This is a genomic window from Weizmannia acidilactici (assembly GCF_008974225.1).
GTDB classification, from domain to species: Bacteria; Bacillota; Bacilli; order Bacillales; family Bacillaceae_C; genus Weizmannia; species Weizmannia acidilactici.
The window spans coordinates 46,693-64,657 of sequence record NZ_BKZR01000012.1; the positions used below are offsets into that span (position 1 = coordinate 46,693).

The 17,965-nt window shown below is 45.6% G+C and carries 17 protein-coding genes; 2 read left to right on the forward strand and 15 right to left on the reverse strand.

Going from position 1 to position 17,965, the window contains the following annotated elements:
• The first annotated feature begins 264 nt into the window (after positions 1-264).
• Positions 265-3,369 (forward strand): efflux RND transporter permease subunit, encoded by a 3,105-nt coding sequence (locus GBH70_RS06320; RefSeq protein ID WP_151680247.1) that lies wholly within the window; start codon positions 265-267, stop codon positions 3,367-3,369.
• 84 nt (positions 3,370-3,453) lie between these two features.
• On the opposite strand, the gene GBH70_RS06325 is transcribed toward GBH70_RS06320, so the two are convergent.
• The 3 genes from GBH70_RS06325 to GBH70_RS06335 all read right to left on the reverse strand — a co-directional run bounded on the left by GBH70_RS06325 (position 3,454) and on the right by GBH70_RS06335 (position 5,619).
• Positions 3,454-3,720 (reverse strand): hypothetical protein, encoded by a 267-nt coding sequence (locus GBH70_RS06325; protein ID WP_151680248.1) that lies wholly within the window; start codon positions 3,718-3,720, stop codon positions 3,454-3,456.
• Positions 3,721-3,733: 13 nt separating this feature from the next.
• A complete protein-coding gene (locus GBH70_RS06330) occupies positions 3,734-4,765 on the reverse strand; it encodes an EAL domain-containing protein (RefSeq protein ID WP_151680249.1) in 1,032 nt (343 codons plus the stop codon).
• An 89-nt stretch (positions 4,766-4,854) separates the two neighbouring features.
• Positions 4,855-5,619, reverse strand: coding sequence for a C39 family peptidase (locus GBH70_RS06335; protein ID WP_151680250.1), 765 nt, complete (start codon positions 5,617-5,619; stop codon positions 4,855-4,857).
• A gap of 219 nt (positions 5,620-5,838) precedes the next feature.
• Between GBH70_RS06335 and GBH70_RS06340 the strand changes: the two genes are divergently transcribed.
• Positions 5,839-7,335, forward strand: coding sequence for a catalase (locus GBH70_RS06340; RefSeq protein WP_151680251.1), 1,497 nt, complete (start codon positions 5,839-5,841; stop codon positions 7,333-7,335).
• An 86-nt stretch (positions 7,336-7,421) separates the two neighbouring features.
• Here GBH70_RS06340 and GBH70_RS06345 read toward each other — a convergent pair whose 3' ends face one another.
• The 12 genes from GBH70_RS06345 to GBH70_RS06395 form a co-directional block, all read right to left on the reverse strand.
• Positions 7,422-8,000, reverse strand: a complete 579-nt coding sequence (locus GBH70_RS06345) for an undecaprenyl-diphosphatase (RefSeq protein ID WP_151680252.1) — start codon at positions 7,998-8,000, stop codon at positions 7,422-7,424.
• On the reverse strand, positions 7,993-8,736 hold the full coding sequence (locus GBH70_RS06350; RefSeq protein ID WP_151680270.1) for a polysaccharide deacetylase family protein: 744 nt from the start codon (positions 8,734-8,736) through the stop codon (positions 7,993-7,995). Before GBH70_RS06350 ends, GBH70_RS06345 begins: the two co-directional genes overlap by 8 nt.
• Before the next feature lie 55 nt (positions 8,737-8,791).
• Positions 8,792-10,024: an MGDG synthase family glycosyltransferase gene (locus tag GBH70_RS06355; protein ID WP_151680253.1), complete on the reverse strand. Its 1,233-nt coding sequence runs from the start codon at positions 10,022-10,024 to the stop codon at positions 8,792-8,794.
• Positions 10,025-10,212: 188 nt separating this feature from the next.
• Positions 10,213-11,067, reverse strand: a complete 855-nt coding sequence (locus GBH70_RS06360; RefSeq protein ID WP_151680254.1) for a hypothetical protein — start codon at positions 11,065-11,067, stop codon at positions 10,213-10,215.
• Positions 11,068-11,082: 15 nt separating this feature from the next.
• A complete protein-coding gene (locus GBH70_RS06365; RefSeq protein ID WP_151680255.1) occupies positions 11,083-11,589 on the reverse strand; it encodes an anti-sigma factor family protein in 507 nt (168 codons plus the stop codon).
• A 4-nt stretch (positions 11,590-11,593) separates the two neighbouring features.
• Positions 11,594-12,127 (reverse strand): RNA polymerase sigma factor, encoded by a 534-nt coding sequence (locus tag GBH70_RS06370; RefSeq protein WP_151680256.1) that lies wholly within the window; start codon positions 12,125-12,127, stop codon positions 11,594-11,596.
• A gap of 168 nt (positions 12,128-12,295) precedes the next feature.
• Positions 12,296-12,898: a DedA family protein gene (locus tag GBH70_RS06375; protein WP_151680257.1), complete on the reverse strand. Its 603-nt coding sequence runs from the start codon at positions 12,896-12,898 to the stop codon at positions 12,296-12,298.
• The gene (locus tag GBH70_RS06380) at positions 12,879-14,042 is read right to left on the reverse strand and encodes an MGDG synthase family glycosyltransferase (RefSeq protein WP_151680258.1); all 1,164 of its coding nucleotides are present in this window, start codon (positions 14,040-14,042) and stop codon (positions 12,879-12,881) included. The genes GBH70_RS06375 and GBH70_RS06380 overlap by 20 nt, the downstream gene beginning before the upstream one ends.
• A 590-nt stretch (positions 14,043-14,632) precedes the next feature.
• Positions 14,633-15,361, reverse strand: coding sequence for a glycoside hydrolase family 25 protein (locus GBH70_RS06385; protein ID WP_253693557.1), 729 nt, complete (start codon positions 15,359-15,361; stop codon positions 14,633-14,635).
• A gap of 19 nt (positions 15,362-15,380) precedes the next feature.
• Positions 15,381-15,719 carry an SH3 domain-containing protein gene (locus tag GBH70_RS17125; RefSeq protein WP_253693561.1) on the reverse strand — a complete coding sequence of 113 codons (339 nt, stop codon included), beginning with the start codon at positions 15,717-15,719 and terminating at the stop codon, positions 15,381-15,383.
• Positions 15,720-15,833: 114 nt separating this feature from the next.
• Entirely contained in the window at positions 15,834-17,219 is a 1,386-nt protein-coding gene (locus GBH70_RS06390) for a sensor histidine kinase (protein WP_151680259.1), read from the reverse strand.
• Positions 17,216-17,926 carry a response regulator transcription factor gene (locus tag GBH70_RS06395; RefSeq protein WP_151680260.1) on the reverse strand — a complete coding sequence of 237 codons (711 nt, stop codon included), beginning with the start codon at positions 17,924-17,926 and terminating at the stop codon, positions 17,216-17,218. Before GBH70_RS06395 ends, GBH70_RS06390 begins: the two co-directional genes overlap by 4 nt.
• Between the last annotated feature and the right edge of the window lie 39 nt (positions 17,927-17,965).

Sequence of the window (17,965 nt, forward strand, 5' to 3'; positions counted from 1 at the left end):
GAATAATCAACCGAAACAAATGACATCCATCAATTTCAGCCCTGTAACCTAGGGAAATTTTGTTTTGCCCTTGCTTTGTTAGGAAAGTGGGCAAAATATCATCTCCATAAATATTACCCTGCCTTCTACATTATTTTCACAAATTTTATCTAAAAAAGGTTGAAATCAAAAATAAAGTCAGTTATATTATAACTGGAATATGACCAGTCAGTCAAATCATTCTGACTGGTCATCAATCATTTTCAAAGGAGTGTCGCAACTACCGTGAAACATATTATCCAGTTCTGCCTTAGCAACAAGTTTGCCATTTGGCTCATGACACTGATTGTTACAGGCGCAGGCATTTACGCCGGAATGAATATGAAAATGGAAACCATTCCGAATATCAATGCCCCGATTATGATGATCACGACAACCGATACCGGAGCAACACCGCAGGAAGTGGAAGATAAAATCACCACGCCAATCGAAGAAAAAGTGAAAGACCTTACCGGTGTCCAAACCGTGACCACTTCATCAACCGAGGGCAGCTCCCAGATCCAGCTCGAGTATAAATACGGGCAGGATATGGACCAAGCGAAAAAAGATATCCAGGATGCGCTCGAAAAAGTGGATCTGCCGGATAATGTCGACGCTCCTGCAGTACAAAGGATCAGCATCAACGATTTCCCGATCCTTTCTTTAAGTGTTTCAAATCAGCATAAGTCTTTTCAAGATTTAACAAAAATAGTCGAAGAAGATCTTGTTCCAGAACTCCAAAGCATTGACGGTGTATCTGATGTTCAGACTTCGGGGCAGTATGTCCAGGAAGTCCAATTGACCTTTGACCAAAATAAGCTGAATGCACTGGGGCTTACTGAAGATACTGTAAAGCAGGTGATCCAAAACTCAAATATTACAGTTCCGCTCGGTTTAATTAACTTCGGGAAACAGGACAAATCGGTTGAAATCGACGGGAATGTAAAATCCCTTAAATCTTTTGAAAACATGAAAATCCCGTATACCCCAACATCCGGCACAACCGGCAGCTATTCCGCATCTGCCGCTTCCGGCACCCAAAGTGCGGCGCAGGCCGGAATCCCGACTGTTGCATTAAAAGATATTGCGGACATTAAAGTTGTCGGCAAACATGAGTCGATTTCGAAAACGAACGGAAATGACTCCATTGGCATTCAAATTACAAAAGCGCCGGATGCCAACACGGTAGATGTGGCCGACGCTGTAAATGAAAAAGTGAAAAAATTTAAAGTCAACTATCCGGGTATGCAGGTCTCCACAATTTTGGACCAGGCCACCCCGATCAAAGACTCAGTGAAAACGATGCTTGAAAAAGCGGTTATCGGGGCAATTTTTGCAATTTTGATCATTCTGTTGTTTTTGCGGAATGTGCGTTCCACGATTATCGCGGTTGTCTCCATTCCTCTCTCGCTACTGATTTCTTTTATCATTTTGAAGCAGCTCGGCATCACCTTAAACATCATGACGCTTGGGGCCATGACGGTCGCAATCGGGCGTGTCATCGATGACTCGATTGTTGTCATAGAAAATATATACAGGCGCCTGAACTCCCCAAGTGAAAAACTGAAAGGCAAGGCGCTGATCCGTGAAGCGACAACCGAAGTATTTAAGCCGATTATGGCCTCCACAATCGTTACCGTTGTTGTATTTTTGCCACTGGCGTTAGTAAAAGGCATGGTCGGCGAGCTGTTTATGCCATTTGCTTTGACGCTTATTTTTGCGCTTTTGGCATCGCTTCTGGTCGCAATCACCGTCGTCCCGATGTTTGCGCACTCGCTGTTTCAAAACGGGGTGAAGAAAAAAAGCGGGGCACTGCAGAAAGAGCACGGCACGCTTGCTTCTTTATATAAAAAAGTGCTGGACTGGTCGCTCAACCATAAGCTGGTTACTTTCGGTACAGCATGCCTACTTTTAATCGGAAGCTTGTTTTTAACCCCGCTGATCGGCGTCAGCTTTATCGAAAACGAAGGACAGAAAGTGGTTTATGCCACGTATACGCCGGATCCGGGCGAAACGCTGTCTGATATAAAGAAAGTTACTGCAAAAGCGGAAGACTTTTTATTGAAACGTGAAGGCGTAAAAAATGTGCAGTACTCGATCGGCAATACAACTTACAGCACGAGCAGCAACTCCGCGGTTTTTGTCATAGAGTACAAAGAAAACACGAAGAATTTTGATAAAGAACCGGAAAAAGTCATAAAAGCGATCCAAAAACTGTCTGACCAGGGGACTTGGAAAGCACAGGATTTTAACGCCGGGTCAAGCAAAGATTTAACGATGTATGTATACGGCAACGATATGGAAGAAATCAAGCCTGTGGTCAACAAAATCGAAAACGTTATGAAAAACAATCATGACTTAAAGAATGTCGAAACAAGCCTTTCAAAAACGTATAGCCAATATACACTCGTGGCGGACCAGGACAAGTTGAGCCGGCTCGGACTAACGGCCGGGCAGCTCGGCACAGGGCTGGCGCAAACAGGCAACCAGTCCATCCTTACTACCGTTGAAAAAAACGGCAAAGAACTGGATGTATATGTGAAAGCGGCGGATTCCGATTATAAGGACATCAATGACCTGACAAAGAAACAAATAACCACTTCCCTCGGTACAAAAGTTCCATTAAAAGATGTGGTCACGGTGAAAAAAGGGGAAACCCCGAATGCGGTCCAAAAACGTGACGGGAAAATTTATGCCAGTGTAACGGGGACAATTAAAACGGCAGATGTCTCGAAGGTCACGCAGGATGTTCAAAAGAAAGTGGACAAACTTGATATCCCGAAATATATCCATGTGGAAACGGGCGGCGTTACAACAGACATCAATGACTCGTTTACAAAACTCGGTTATGCGATGGCGGCCGCAGTTGCAATTGTATACCTTGTGCTTGTCATTACATTCGGCGGGGCGCTCGCACCATTTACAATTTTATTCTCGCTGCCGTTTGCAGTGATCGGCGCATTGGTTGCGCTGTTTTGGGCGAATGAAACAATCAGCGTCACTGCCATGATCGGGGCGCTGATGCTGATCGGGATTGTCGTTACGAACGCGATCGTGCTCATCGACCGGGTTGTCCATAAAGAGCGGGAAGGGCTGTCAACAAGGGAAGCGTTGCTGGAAGCAGGGGCTACAAGGCTGCGCCCGATTTTAATGACCGCTTTTGCTACCATCTTTGCGCTCGTTCCGCTCGCATTGGGATACGGCGGCGGCGGGCTCATTTCAAAAGGGCTCGGCATTACCGTTATCGGGGGATTAACAAGCTCCACCCTGCTCACGCTTTTAATCGTACCGGTTGTTTACGAATTTTTAATGAAATTCAGGAAAAAAGGTAAAAAAATAAAAGAAGCATAAGAACAGCATTCCGGCTAAAAAGGGGGCGCCCCCTTTTTAGCTGGAAAATGATATTCCTTCACCGGCTTTGTGAAGGAAAAAGCGTCACCCATTCATTCGCTTCGCTGATTCTTCGTACCTTTCCGCCGATATTTTCGGCACTTCCGCTGATTTTTCCGGAATGTCCGCCGATTTTCCTATATCTTCCGCCAATTTCGCAAAACAAATTGCGACCGTCTTGCTGCCGAAACCCACTTGTTGGATTTTTATCATGCCCCAACGAAAAAGGAACTGCCCCACAAGCCATTCACTAACCTGAGGCACCCCTTTTTTACGCAGGGCAATATTGATTTCAAGAAAAGCGGTCATCATACATGAAAGCCTTTTACATTTTCGCAGCCAGTGCCAATTCCGGTTCCGGGGACGGTTTACCGATAAAATAGCCTTGCGCATAGTGCATGCCGATAGATTTGCAGTATTCGAGCTCTTCTTTCCGTTCGATGCCTTCCGCAAGTACAAAAATGCCGGTTGCATTCGCAATATTCATGACTTCCTGCAGGAACCGCTGCTTTACTTTATTTTGATCACAATGTGAGATGAAGAAGCGGTCAATTTTGACATAGTTTGGATTTAAGATTTTTAAAGTTTCCAGCGTGGCATAACCCGAACCAAGATCATCGAGCGCCACCTCCACCTCGAGTTCCCGGTACACGTCGAGGATGCTTTTCAAAAAATGGACATTGGAAATTTTTTCAGTCTCCACGACTTCAAAAACAAGATCCTGCGGGGAAATGTCGTGCTGTTCGATCATAGTGAACGTTTGGCGTAAACAAACCTTATAATCGTAAATCGATGCTGGCAAAAAATTAATAAAGCTTTTCACGCCGCCGGGCAGTTTCCCGGCCCGGGCTTCGAGCGCCGCTTCCCTTGCGCGCAGATCCAAAAGGGAATGCAGCCCCGTTTTGTGGGCCACGTCAAATAAAAGGCCGGGCGGGATATTCCGTTTCGGAAAGTTGGTGCGGAGCAGCGATTCATAACCGTAAATTTTGTTGTCTTTCATCCGGATAATAGGCTGGAAATAACTTGTAAGGCTTCCGGAAATGATCACTTTCACAAGCAATTCATGTTTAATCCGTTCTTTCAAATAGGGCAGCGGCAAGCTTAGTGGCATGCCGCTCCGTCCGTATGGCTGGACATTGGTGAATAGTTCGGCCGTTTCAGGTATATCATTTAGCATGTCAAATAAAGCCGCTTTTGTCGAATACGGGATAACCAAATGATCGGAATGTACTTCTTCTATGCGGAAATTTTGCATAAAGTACTCAATCACAGCAGGAGTTTTTTGTATATATAAACATCCGCTTTCCGGAATATGGAATGATGCATCGTTCTGCAGTTTCAACTTCTCATTTGGCATATTAATCCATCCTCTATCCGGTGTTTTAACTTAGTTATATCAAAATATTCTTGACATTGCCACTAAATCAATCGAAAATGTGAAATTTTTCACGGCAGATAGGTGACCGCCCTTTTTCCCAATGCATTCCATGAAGCGGTAAATTGCTTTTTATCCACTTTATGCGGTTTTTTCCCGGAAAGCGGGTCATTTATTATATAGACATGGCCGGCGTCATAGCCGACGAGCACGACCGCATGCAAATCAAGCGGCGTTTTGACCACCTCATCCTTATGCTGCCACTTTTCCCATCTGTCCGGCAGCCGGTAATCCCCGGTTGTCCAAACGACAACAGGGCGCCCGTCTTCCACCTGCTGCAGCACTTTTTCGAACGGCGCGCCGGTTAAATTATACGCCCTGTGCGGCATATAGCGGTCAAGTAGCGCCGCAATTTCACGATCATATACCGCATAGCCCGGTTTTTTCCCGGAAACATCCCCGACAAAGCCATCTTCCGGATCACCCCAGCTGACAATGTCCCCGCTTTTTGTCTTTTTGAGCGGATCCGAATCTTTCTTGATTTGTTTGGCAAGCGCTGTTTTATCGGCCTTTATGCCGGCATACCGGAGAACCATCGCCAGGCTCGTCACTTCACAGCCGTATTTCAACTCGGGATTTTGCCAGATGAGCGGCACATCCAAGATTTTCTTCTCCTCTTGCTCTCCCGGGCCGGATGAGTCACCGGTTTTCAATTTTTCCACGTTCCGGTACTCCGTTTTTTCTTCCGGATACGATTTTTCTTTTGTCCCGTATCCCGGAAGAAAAGCAATGAGCATACATCCGATGCCTAACAGGGCAAACATTCGTTTCTCCATATCTTCACCTTCTTCTACTATATCTTGTTAAAGACAGTGGTTGCTTGTTCTCAATTGCCGTATCCATCTAAATGAAAAATTTATATTCATTTTTTCTCGTTTTTATTGATAATATCGTGGCTTCAAATCCTTATTTAAAATTATTTTAAATAAGAATTGATTTTTAAAATAAATATGTTATTATATAGATATCATTATTCTAAAGAGGGTGGAAGATTGATGAGCAACCAAAAAGACAGAAATAAGAAAATGACTACCGCGTTTGGTGCACCGGTTCCGAACGATACAGATTCCAAAACGGCAGGCAAAAGAGGCCCGTTATTGATGGAGGACTACTGGTTCGTTGAAAAACTGGCCCACTTCGACCGCGAAGTCATTCCGGAACGGCGGATGCACGCAAAAGGTTCCGGCGCTTACGGAACATTTACAGTGACGAACGATATTACAAAATATACGAAAGCAAAGCTTTTTTCTGAAGTCGGCAAGAAAACTGATATGTTCATCCGCTTTTCCACTGTTGCCGGTGAACGCGGCGCGGCGGATGCCGAACGCGATATCCGCGGGACCGCAATGAAATTTTACACGGAAGAAGGCAACTGGGACCTTGTCGGCAACAACACGCCGGTCTTCTTCTTGAGGGATCCGAAGCGTTTTCCTGATTTGAACCATGTCGTCAAACGCGACCCGCGCACAAACATGCACAGTGCGCAGGCAAATTGGGATTTTTGGACGCTGCTTCCTGAAGCGCTCCATCAGGTCACGATTACGATGAGCGACCGCGGTATACCGGCCAGTTACCGGCATATGCATATGTTCGGCAGCCACACGTACAGCATGTTCAATGCAAATAATGAACGCGTCTGGGTGAAATTCCACTTTAAAACACAGCAGGGGATTAAAAACCTAACAGACAAGGAAGCGCAGGAACTGATCGGACGAGACCGCGACAGCCACCAAAGGGATTTGTTTGAAGCCATCGAGCGCGGGGATTATCCAAGATGGACGATGTACATCCAGGTGATGACGGAAGAGCAAGCGAGGCATCTCCCATACAATCCGTTTGATTTAACAAAAGTCTGGTACCATAAAGATTTTCCGCTGATTGAAGTCGGTGTTGTTGAACTGAACCGCAATCCTGATAACTACTTTGCGGAAGTGGAACAGGCCGCATTTGCCCCGACCAATATTGTTCCGGGAATCGGGTTCTCGCCGGATAAAATGCTGCAGGGCCGCCTCTTCTCCTATGGCGATACGCAGCGTTACCGTTTAGGCGTGAACCATTGGCAAATTCCAGTCAACTATCCGAAAAACGCGAAAAACTTCCATCCATACCACCGTGACGGCGCGATGAGAATTTTCAACCCGGCTGAAGGAGGCTCTATTTCTTACAGCCCAAACAGCTACGGCGAATGGGAAGACAGCAAAGAACATCAGGAACCGGCACTGGATATTTTCGGTACGGCTGACCACCATAATTTCCGGGAAGATGATGACCTTTATTATGAACAGCCGGGAAAACTTTTCAGGCTCATGACGCCGGATGAACAGCAAAGATTGTTCGAAAACACGGCCCGGAGCATGCAGGGAACGACAAAAGAAGTCCAACTCCGCCATATTACAAACTGCTACAAAGCGGATCCTGCATACGGCGAGGGCGTGGCGAAAGCAATCGGCATCGCTATGAGCGAAGTCGAAGCCGCTGTGGCAGGAAAATAATGACTTAGCAAACAAACGGGCATGCCTGTTCAGCCGGACAGCCCACGTACATCTGTAATGAAAAAGCCCCGCAATGCGGGGCTTTTTCATTTATATACTTTTTTTGTAAATTTCGCGAGCACTTCATGATACAACTGGATCAATTTTTCAAAAGCCGGATTAAAGAAATGCTCCAATTTATGGATGCCATATGCCGCTACCAATGCAACAACAATACTTGCCGCGACGTCCAGCGGATAATGGTGGCCGACCCATACCCGGGAAATGCCGGTTAAAATGGCACAGACAATCATGACCGAGCCTAGTTTCCGGTTCCGCATCCATAAAGCAAAAGCGATCGCAAAGGTGCCCGATGCATGGTCGCTCGGGAACGAATCGTCTGCTGCATGCGGAATCAGGATCCGGATATGATAAGTAACAAATGGCCGAGGTTCATAGTAAACGAGCGTGATGAAATAATTGATCATCAAAGCGGCGATACCTGTTATCCCCGCATAAAGCACCATTTTTTTCATCTTGTTATTACCTAAAAGCCATACCAACAATAAAACGGCGGCAAAAAGCGGAAGAGCATCCTGTGTAAAAAATATCATCAATTGGTCTATTAAACGGTCATGCCCGGATAAATTGTGGATCATAAAAAACAATTCGGCATTCTCATTCATGAATCAATTCTCTATCCTTTCTAATACGGCCCATTTTGGCAGATGACGGTTCGGTGTTAAACATCTCGTCAATGCGGACAAACCGGAAGCCGCGTTTTTTCAATTGCGGAATCGCATGCCGCAGCCCTTTAATGGTATAATGCGGGGCATCTTCATCCGCGCCCCAGGTTACGCCGCAATCATGCAGCAAAATTACATCTCCGCTTTTTACACGGGTGGGGAGCCCCTGCGAAATTTTTTCCGATCCGCCTTTTTTGCGCCAGTCCCTGAACATCCTCGACCAGAGCACCATTTTAAACTGCCTGTGCAGGAAAAAATCAAACAGCTGGATCATCCCCCATGGCGGGCGGTAATAAGCCGGTTTTTCGCCGGTGATCTTTTCAATGATCCGCGCCGAATGTTCAAGCGCGCGCGCATTTTTCCACGGCGCCATCAGCCAGTTGCAATGGTGCACATAATTGTGGATGCCGATACAATGCCCTTCACGATGTATGCGCAAAACCAGTTCCGGATACCGTTCCGCCCTTTCCCCGACAAGAAAGAAAGTGGCCTTGACGCCTTCACGCCTTAATAGATCAAGCAGTTCCGGCGTATAGTTAGGATCCGGGCCGTCATCAAAAGTCAAAGCAATCTCCCCGTTTTTCTTCCCTTTGCGGTACACCCCGGTGCTGAACCATGTGGATAAAATATATGGAATAATAGCGTAAATGAAAAGCAGTGCAAACAAGAACATCATCACATGGACCAACAATGAAATCACCCCTTTCAAAAGCTGTTCCCCGTATGAAACGTTAATGCGGCGGATTCATCAGCAATGCTTTTTTCCGCATACGCGCATATTTTCCTTCCGCCACAAACGGCATTTGCGGGTCCGGAGCATTCAAAAGCCGTGAAACTTTAGATTGATAGATGACGGAAAGCGCCCTGAAAGCCGCTTCCCTGTTTTGGATATTCAGCGTATTTCTTTTCATTTTTTCAAGCTGTTCCTTGTTTTGGATCAAGCTGATTAAGCGGCGAATTAAATCGTGCCCGTCCGCAGCCTCCACCGCTGCGCCCGCCTGGGTTAAAAACGCTGCATTATCTTCTTCCTGGCCTGGCAGCGCCTTATACAAAATCATCGGAAGTTCCATTGCCAATGCTTCCGCCGTTGTCACCCCGCCCGGTTTTGTAATCATCACATCCGAAACGGCCATTAAATCACGCACATAATCAATATAGCCGTGTACGTACACAGCATGCCTTGTCCCTTCCAAATCGTTCATCAGCCGGACGCGGAGCTTTTCATTATGCCCGCAGACAATCAGCAGCTGCATGCGGAAAGGCACGGCGTCCAATTTTTCGGCCGTGAATAGCCCATTTCCGAATAATCCTTCGCCGCCGCCCATCACAAGCACGGTCGGCAAATCCGGATCAAGATGGTATTTTTCACACAAAGCATTTTTATTTACAGGTTTTAAGAAGCTCGGTTTGATCGGAATCCCGGTATACGAGATTTTCCGTCCCGGAATGCCAAGCCGGATCAACTGCTGGCGTACCTTGTAAGAGCCGACTAAATAATGGTCTGTATACGGATGCAGCCATGAGCTGTGGTGTGTGTGGTCGGTAATGACCGTCACAAGCGGAATGTCGGTCAGCCCGTATTCCTTTAATTTGGAAATCATGCTTGACGCAAACGGGTACGTGCTGACAATGACAGTAGGACGTACCATTTTCAGCATACGTAACGTTTTTTTCATTCCCAATGAAAAAAAGGCATTTAATGTTTTCGAAAATGTGTTAAATTGATAGGTTTTGTAGTACATATAGCCATAGAGATTCGGAAACTTTTTAATGCCTTTCATATATACATAGTGGCTGACCGGATACAGAGCGGGATGCACCCATTCCATAAAATCAATGACAACCGGGTCGGCTTCCGGGGAACGGATTTTCATCGCCTGCTCAATTGCACGGGCTGCCTGCAAATGCCCTTCCCCGAAAGCGCCTGTCAAAATTAATACTTTATCTTTTTTCTTGTTGGCCATTCTCTTTCCCCTCTACTTTTCCGTCTATTCAATCAAAAAGCCGGCTGCGCATCTATGAATGTGCGGTTTGGCTTCAAAATCCGCAAGCCCCGGGGCCCGGACTTTTGATACAATAAAATAGACTTCCTGCTGAAATAAAAAGTTCATTACAATATTTTGCCCACGGATAAATTTTCGCGTCCGCCTATTTACGCCCGTATGTTTTTTCTGTTTTTCCATTTCTGATAAAGCCATGTCACCGTTAATCCAAGTGAGTACCAGGACAGGAGTAGAAAAATGACCTCACCGATTAATGGAATGCTGCACAGCGCGATCAGGATCGTGGCTCCCGTTAAGAGAACAAGCCATTCCGACCGCCCTTTTAAAACGGAAAATTCGCTGCCAACTTCCCGGCTGAGAAACGCCATACCGGCGATAAATGAAACAAAAATAGCCAGCAAGATCAGCACGACAAGCGGGATTCCGATGACCGTAATTGTCAAAAGCAGGCTGAGCGCGGTGAGCGCCAACATCATCAAAAATCCGGTAATGATCAATCTCCCGGGCCGCATGTAAAGCGGGTCCATCCCGCTGAAGATTTTCTTTCGTGTAAAGACGCCAAACAGTACCGTTAAAATAATGAAAACCAGGCTGGCGGCAAGCCTGAAAAACCACAGGGCAAGAAGGATCATTCCGGCGAAAATCATGCTGTCAAGTGTTTTGTTATTCATATTTACGGAAATAACGTGCTCCGTTACTTTTGCACCCGGTTCCTGCCTGATGTTCCCCCCGAGTACAAACACAGAGCCGTGGATATCGGCCGATTTTTTGATGTCCAAATTGCCGTTAATGACAATTACCGCCGTCCTTACATATCCGCTGACAGTTGCGTCATCCCCGAGCACAATTACATTTTCCACTTTCTCGTTTTCCGGGACCACCGTCTGCCGATCATGGATAATAATTCTTTTCTCTTTTGCAAGTACAGGGTGGACCGTCGCCCCCATGTATAGAAAAAGCAAAAGCAAAGCCAAAAAGCTGATCAGTATTTTTTGGGCTTTCATAATCTTCTCCTTCCCCTACTCCTTCACCGGCTTCATTTTCAAAAGGCTTATGACCAGCCATAAACAAACGGCCAAAATTACGGAAGTGGCAATCATAATGGCCGCAGACAGATTTGGAAGGGCGGAAAGAATCGACAATGCAATATGGAAACCGCTTGAAACGATATTGGCCAGCCCGGATGCAATGTCCATGCCGACATAAAACGGCTTTCTTAAAACAGGATACATCGCAAACCCTGCAACAAGGATGCAAACGGCAAAGAACCAGATAAATACGCGGTAATTCATCACCAAATTTTCCTCTGCGTAAATTTTTGACATGACCGCTTTTTCAAATTGAAAGCCAGGCAGTTCAACCGAATCGTAAAACTGCTTGATTTTCGCCTGTACCGCCTGCAGTTCTTCGAGTTCCTGCCTGCAGAGCGGGCAAACGGAAAGATGGGATTCCACCATTTTGCGTTCTTCGTTATTTAATTCGTCATCCATGAAAGCCGACAGCAGATCCTGGACATGTTCTTCCATTTCATCACCCTCTTGAAAGTTCGTTTTTTAAGGCTTTTCTCGCGGTGTTGATACGCGATTTTACCGTGCCGAGGGGAATCCTCATGATTTTTGCAATCTCATCATACGAATAGCCTTCTATATCGCGAAGAACCAGGGCCGTCCGGTGTTCCGGCGATAATTTTTCCATCGCATCCCGGATATCAAACCTTAGATTGGCGCGTTCGATATTGGAAGCAGGCCTGGACAGCGTTTCTTCGTCCATTTCCGTTTGGAGCGCCGCCTTTTTCTTCAGTTTTTTCAGCCTGTCGTAACACAAATTCGATACGATCCTCGCCATCCAGGATGCAAATGCATAGGCATGCTCAAGCTTATCTAAAGAGTAATAGGCTTTTACAAAAGCTTCCTGGGCAATATCTTCCGCTTCCATCCTATCGTTGACCATTGCATATGCATGCCGGAACACTTCCCCTTTAAACCGGGTGACAAGTGCGGCAAACGCATCTATATCCCCGCTTTTGGCCTGCTGGATTAACCTTGTCAAATCCTGCTCCACCATGTTCAACTCCCTATAAAAACAACGAGGTTTTTTGCCGCGATCCCAGGCATGTGCAAAGCGGAAAGAACATTGCAGACTGGCGCACATCCCCGGTTTATTTCTTATTTATTATGGCTTATTTCTCTCTTTATATCATCGGGTATGCTGCCGGATTCCTCCCTTTTTTGTTTAATGGTTTGCCTTGCGCCCCATTTTAACTTTTCCGACCAGAAACCTGCCGATAACCGCCAAACAGATGAGCAGTAAAATCCCCAACCCGGTAGCCGTCATAAGCTTTGGGTCAGTTTGAAACATGTTGCCGATCTTTTTCAAAAACAGTTCATATGATTTACCAAGAAACAAGACGGCAAACGCCCAAGGATAAATACCGATAAAGGTGAGAATGCCGTATTTTAATTTCGGCACATTGCTGAACCCGGCCACATACGAAATATAATTGCCGATGCCAAACGGCCTTGTAATCGCAATGCTCCAGGCGCCGAACCGGTTGAACATTTGCCGGCCCATATGGATGCCTTTTTGGAGCTTTGGCGGTATGCGGCCATGGAGCTTGAGGGCGAGAAAATACGGGATAAAACTTGCCGCAGTATATATGACCGCCATGATGCCCGCCTGAAAAGCGGTTTCGGTCATCGACAGTTTCAAAATATACCCGTACGAAATGATAATGAAAATGCCCGGAAACGGAACGGAAGCCCCTTCGAGAAACATGACAAAATACACACCGAAAATGCCTATCCCCTGCAGAAAATCAATAAGATGTTGAAACATACAGTTTGTCCTTTAAAGCAGTTTTCAGTTTTTGGTTGGCTTTGCGCCCAAGCAGGCCGTTGATCAGCATCATAAATTCCTTGTCCCGCACCTCGATTTCACTACCGTATGCGCGCAGCTGCCGGTAAAATTCGGCCATTTGCTTTTCATCCATCAAAATCTCCATAATTTGCTTCTCGACCGGTTTTTCATAATCAAGTTCAAATACAAGCCCCCGCTCCTTCAAAAAAGCAAGGTTCACTTTTTCCTGGCCGGGAAGCACGGAATGGATAAAAATCGGGAGCTTTTTTTGGATGACTTCGCTGATCGTGACACCTCCAGGCTTCGTAATAATCGCGTCGGCTTCATCGTACAGCCGGCTCATTTCCTTTCTTGACTGGATATACGAAATCGGTATGATATTTTTCCGCCCCCAGCCGCGCAATTTGTTGAAAAGCGCTTCATTTTTGCCGCAAAGCACGTAATAATCCGCCCCTCCGGATGTTTTTAATCCTTTCAACAGGCGAGTTAAATCCCCCAGACCGCTGCTACCCCCGGAGATTAAGATTTTTTTTCTTGAAGTATGGCGGCGGATCATTTCTTCCTTAAAATCTTCATGGATCGGGATGCCGGTCACGTAAATATTCCGTGCAGGCACTCCACATTGGATCAGCATTGATTTTACATGCCGGTTCGGGACAAAATGGACATCAATTTCCTTTTTCCCCCACAAACCGTTGACGAAAAAATCGGTGTAGGCATTGATGACTGGGATGTTGATTTTTCCTTTTGACTTTAATTTACTGAGCAGCATCGACGGAAAACTGTGCGTGCAAATGACAAGATCAGGATTTTCCTCCGCCACCAGTTTTTCCATCTTCTTGATAAAGAGCTGCTGGTATAATTTTAACAGCGCCGTCTGATCAGAATCCGCGTTGATAAAATGTTTGTACAGCCATTGGTATGTCCGCGGCGCTTTTGAAATCCATTTCAAATACGTCTTTGTGACAATTTTTTCAAGTCTTTCGCTCGTATAGGAAATCAAGTCGATCTTCTTAATTTCAAGCTGTCTGTCCATCTTTTCCAATTTATTGATTAAAGCCTCTGCGACTTGGTGATGGCCAGAAGGCATTTTCAACAAAGGCAAAATTAAGATTTTGTTCAAGCAGTCTCCCTCCTCCTTCCGGAAGCCCATTCTTCTTTACATTAAATAGACTGCCGCAAAACATCAGAAGTTCATTCGATTTATTTTTCTGCAATGGATATTGTGAAATTCGCTTCAATCATCTGGAAATAGATTCCAAATAATTGTGTAAAAAGGGGGCATCATCATGATACGAGTTAAAATGTTTTTAACAAAAAAATTTTACGAAGGATATGATGATGACCAACTCTTTTACACAATAATATGGACTTGACCTCACCTGGGCTTTTCCCGCAGAAACTCGACGGATTTCACGAAAATCAACATCATTGTATTTTGCAAAAAAGCTGTACATAAAATTGCAAAATTGAATACAGTGAATTGCAACGAAAAATACATAATCAAATCGATTTGACAAGGAGCCTCCAAGGGCATGATTACGAGCCTTAAAAGCCAGATGTCACAAGGAATCTGGCTCCGTCAGCAAAGGCTATCATGCCCACCTCTCCATGTAAAAACGTGGGTCATACCTTATGTAATTTGTTTTGCAATTTTATGTATGGCCTTTTGCACCATACAATCATCCAGTAACAAAACAACGGCCGAAATCATCAGCCGCCTATCGCTTTGTTATAGGTTAAATCGAAGTTGAAGCTTCCGTTGACGCCTTTAATTGTGCATTTTGTATCCCTATGCTGCCACACATCCGCCTTCATCCCGAGCGTCGCATTGTAGCGGGCAATCCACAGCAGATTACCTGTTAGTTTCGATCCATTCAGGCGGGTTTTGTAAAAATTGTAATACGTATAGATGCCGACGTTCTTATAGCCTTTTCTATTCAGCTCCGTAATAAACGTTTTTACAAAATTTGTCAGCGTATCTTTGTTTTTTGATAAATTTTCATATTCCACGTCGACAAAAACAGAGCAAATCTTGGGTTTCACAGGATCCACCCTTGCTGCAAAATGGTCAGCCTCCTTTTTGGCCGTGGCCGTAGAGGTTGCATCAAACATATGGTAGGCATGCACTTTTAAGCCCGCATTATAGGTGTTATAAGCATCTTGCTTAAAATAATCTGCAGTCCCTGATTTCGGCAGGTCCACACCTTCGCTTGCCTTAATAATCGCAAAACTGAAACCGGCCGCTTTCACTTTTGTAAAATCAGTGCCGCCTGTTCCAGACGACTGCAAATATGATAAATCAATCCCCCGTTTCGCATAGCGGACGACGTGGGTATCATACGTTTGCGCATAGCCGTAATAGCCGTTTGCATAGCCGATCGTCAGCCAATGGCCCTGCTTTGCGTACACTTTGATCGACAGATAAAGCGTGTTCTTCATGGTTTTCCCTGTATTCATGTCATGCAAATAGACCGTGTCGGCAGCATAACCGGTGTACCATACTTTCGGCTTTCCGCTTGCTACATTTTTTATACGTGTAAGCCGTCTTGTTTTTATAAACGATCTTGTAATAACTGCCTGTAGTACCGGACACAAAGACAGGGGCATTTTTCGGCAGCGTGCCGATCACTTTACTTGAACCGGACGCTTTCGCATGAATGTTAATGGCTTTGAAAGCATGTTTGAACGTAATGCTTGATGCATTCGCTACAGGGATAAAACTTTTCATATCAAAAGCAAGCGTGAATATCATGGCAATCAGAAAGACAGAAATGATTTTAAAAAAATTTTTAGACATAGGCCCTCCTTTATTGTAACCGGCATTTAATATTCAAAAGAAAAACCCGGCACCTCTACTATGTCAGAAAAACCGGGCAAGAACAGAGATTACTAGATACAAAGAAAGGATGAATTAATCCTTTCCCTGCCGGACTGCAGCTTTCAGTTTCACCGTAAACGAACATCCGGAAGGTTCAAGGTCGCTCACCCGGATTTCACCCCCGTTGATTTCTACCAATTGTTTCACGATTGCAAGGCCGAGCCCAGTCCCGCCAATTTTGCTGTTCCTAGATTTATCGATCCTGTAAAAACGTTCAAAGATTTTTTCCTTTTCCTCATCGGGGATGGCCGGTCCCGAATTTTGGACAGACACGATGCACGCCTCCCCCTTCCTGCGCACCTCGAGGCGGACCCACCCGTCTTTCGGTGTATATTTTCCGGCATTGTCGAGCAAAGAAACAATGATGCTATGAAAATGGTCTTCTGAAATAGCTGCAACCACATCTTCTTCAATTTCGGAAGTGAATTTTTGCCGGATGACCGGCTTGAAATCTTCCGAAATATTTTTCGCAATGATCGAGAGGTTTGCCGTTTCACCGGCCGCCGCCGGCTGATCGAGTTTTGCCGCCATTAAAAGCTGGTCAATCAGCCGCTGCATCCGCTTCGATTCTTCATTAATAAAGCGGGCGGACCGTTCAATCACTTCCGGATGGTCTTTCCCGCGTCTCAGGATCAAATTGACGTGCCCATGAATGGCTGCTAGCGGCGTCCGCAGTTCATGGGAGGCATCCGAAACAAAGTCTTTCTCGCGCTGGACCTGCTGGTTGAGCCGGTCCATTAAATGATTAAACGCGATCGCCAAGTCCTTCACTTCCGCAGGACCTTTCGGGACAGCAACGTTGAACTGGAGGTTCTCCGCCGTCAGGCTTTTGATCATGCTTGTCAGGTCGGTAAGCGGTTTGCTAAGCCGGCGGGACAGCTTATAGATCACAAATGAGCCGATCAAAGCACCGGCAAGCAGGCTGAAAAAAAGCACCCGGACCATGGATTCCATAAACTCATGGACGGCCGCCATCTTGGCATAAATTTTAAACGTATAATGCCGGTAAGAAATACGATCATAGTAAACCGGCATCGTATCGCTCTTCAATAAAAATGGGAAAAACCCTTTCGCCTGCGCCATGCTGTGTTCTTTATCCCGGATACTCTCGCTGCCATCGGAATAAATGGTTTTTCCGTCCGGTGTTTCAATATGCACGTAAACATTCGGATGGTTTTCATAAATCACATTATTAATCGCACTGTCCCAGTCCGGATGTTTTTTCTTTGCTGTTAAAACCAGCAAATTCTCAATATGCCGCACCTCGGTTTTTGTGTTTTTATAAAGCTGATAACTGACAATGGTACTGACGATGATTCCGATAAACAGAACGGTAGCAAGCAAAATCAGGATGTACGAAACATTCATCCGGAACACCATTGTATTAAACCGGTTTTTGGATGCCGCCGTATGCTTCATTCGTCCTCAGCCTTCATCAAGTCAAGCGAATAACCGACGCCGCGCACGGTCTGAATGAGCGGGTGTTCTTGGCCGCGGTCAATTTTGTTGCGCAAATACCGGATATACACATCAACAATATTCGTCTGGCCCATAAAATCATAGCCCCACACTTCCGAAAGGAGCTGCTCCCTTGTCATCACTTTCCGCTGGTGTTTGATAAGAACGGTAAGCAAATCAAATTCCCTTTGTGTGAGATAAAATATTTTCCCAGCGCGCTCTACGCTCCGTTTTTCAAGGTTCACCGTCAAATCCTCAAAGTGAAATACCATCCTGTCCGATTGTTTTTCAAGATTTTTCTTATGGCGCAAACCAACGCGTACCCGGGCAAGCAGTTCCTCAATTTCAAACGGTTTCGTCATATAATCGTCGGCTCCGCCGTCAAGGCCTGCAACCTTATCCCCAATCTGGTCCCTCGCCGTCAAAATGATTATCGGGACATGGCTTTTTTTCCGGATCCTTCGGCAAACTTCCAGGCCGTCCAGCTTCGGCAGCATCCAGTCCAAAAGAATTAAGTCCCAATTGTTCTCATCGGCGCTGAATTTTCGGAGCGCTTCTTCCCCGTCATACGCCACCTCAACCGTATATCCTTCAAACGAAAGCTCGGTGTAAATGAAAGAAGCAACACTTTCTTCATTTTCAACAAGCAGGATTTGGCTCTCAGGCAATTTCGCACACCTTCTATCATACGATGTATTTTTTTCGTT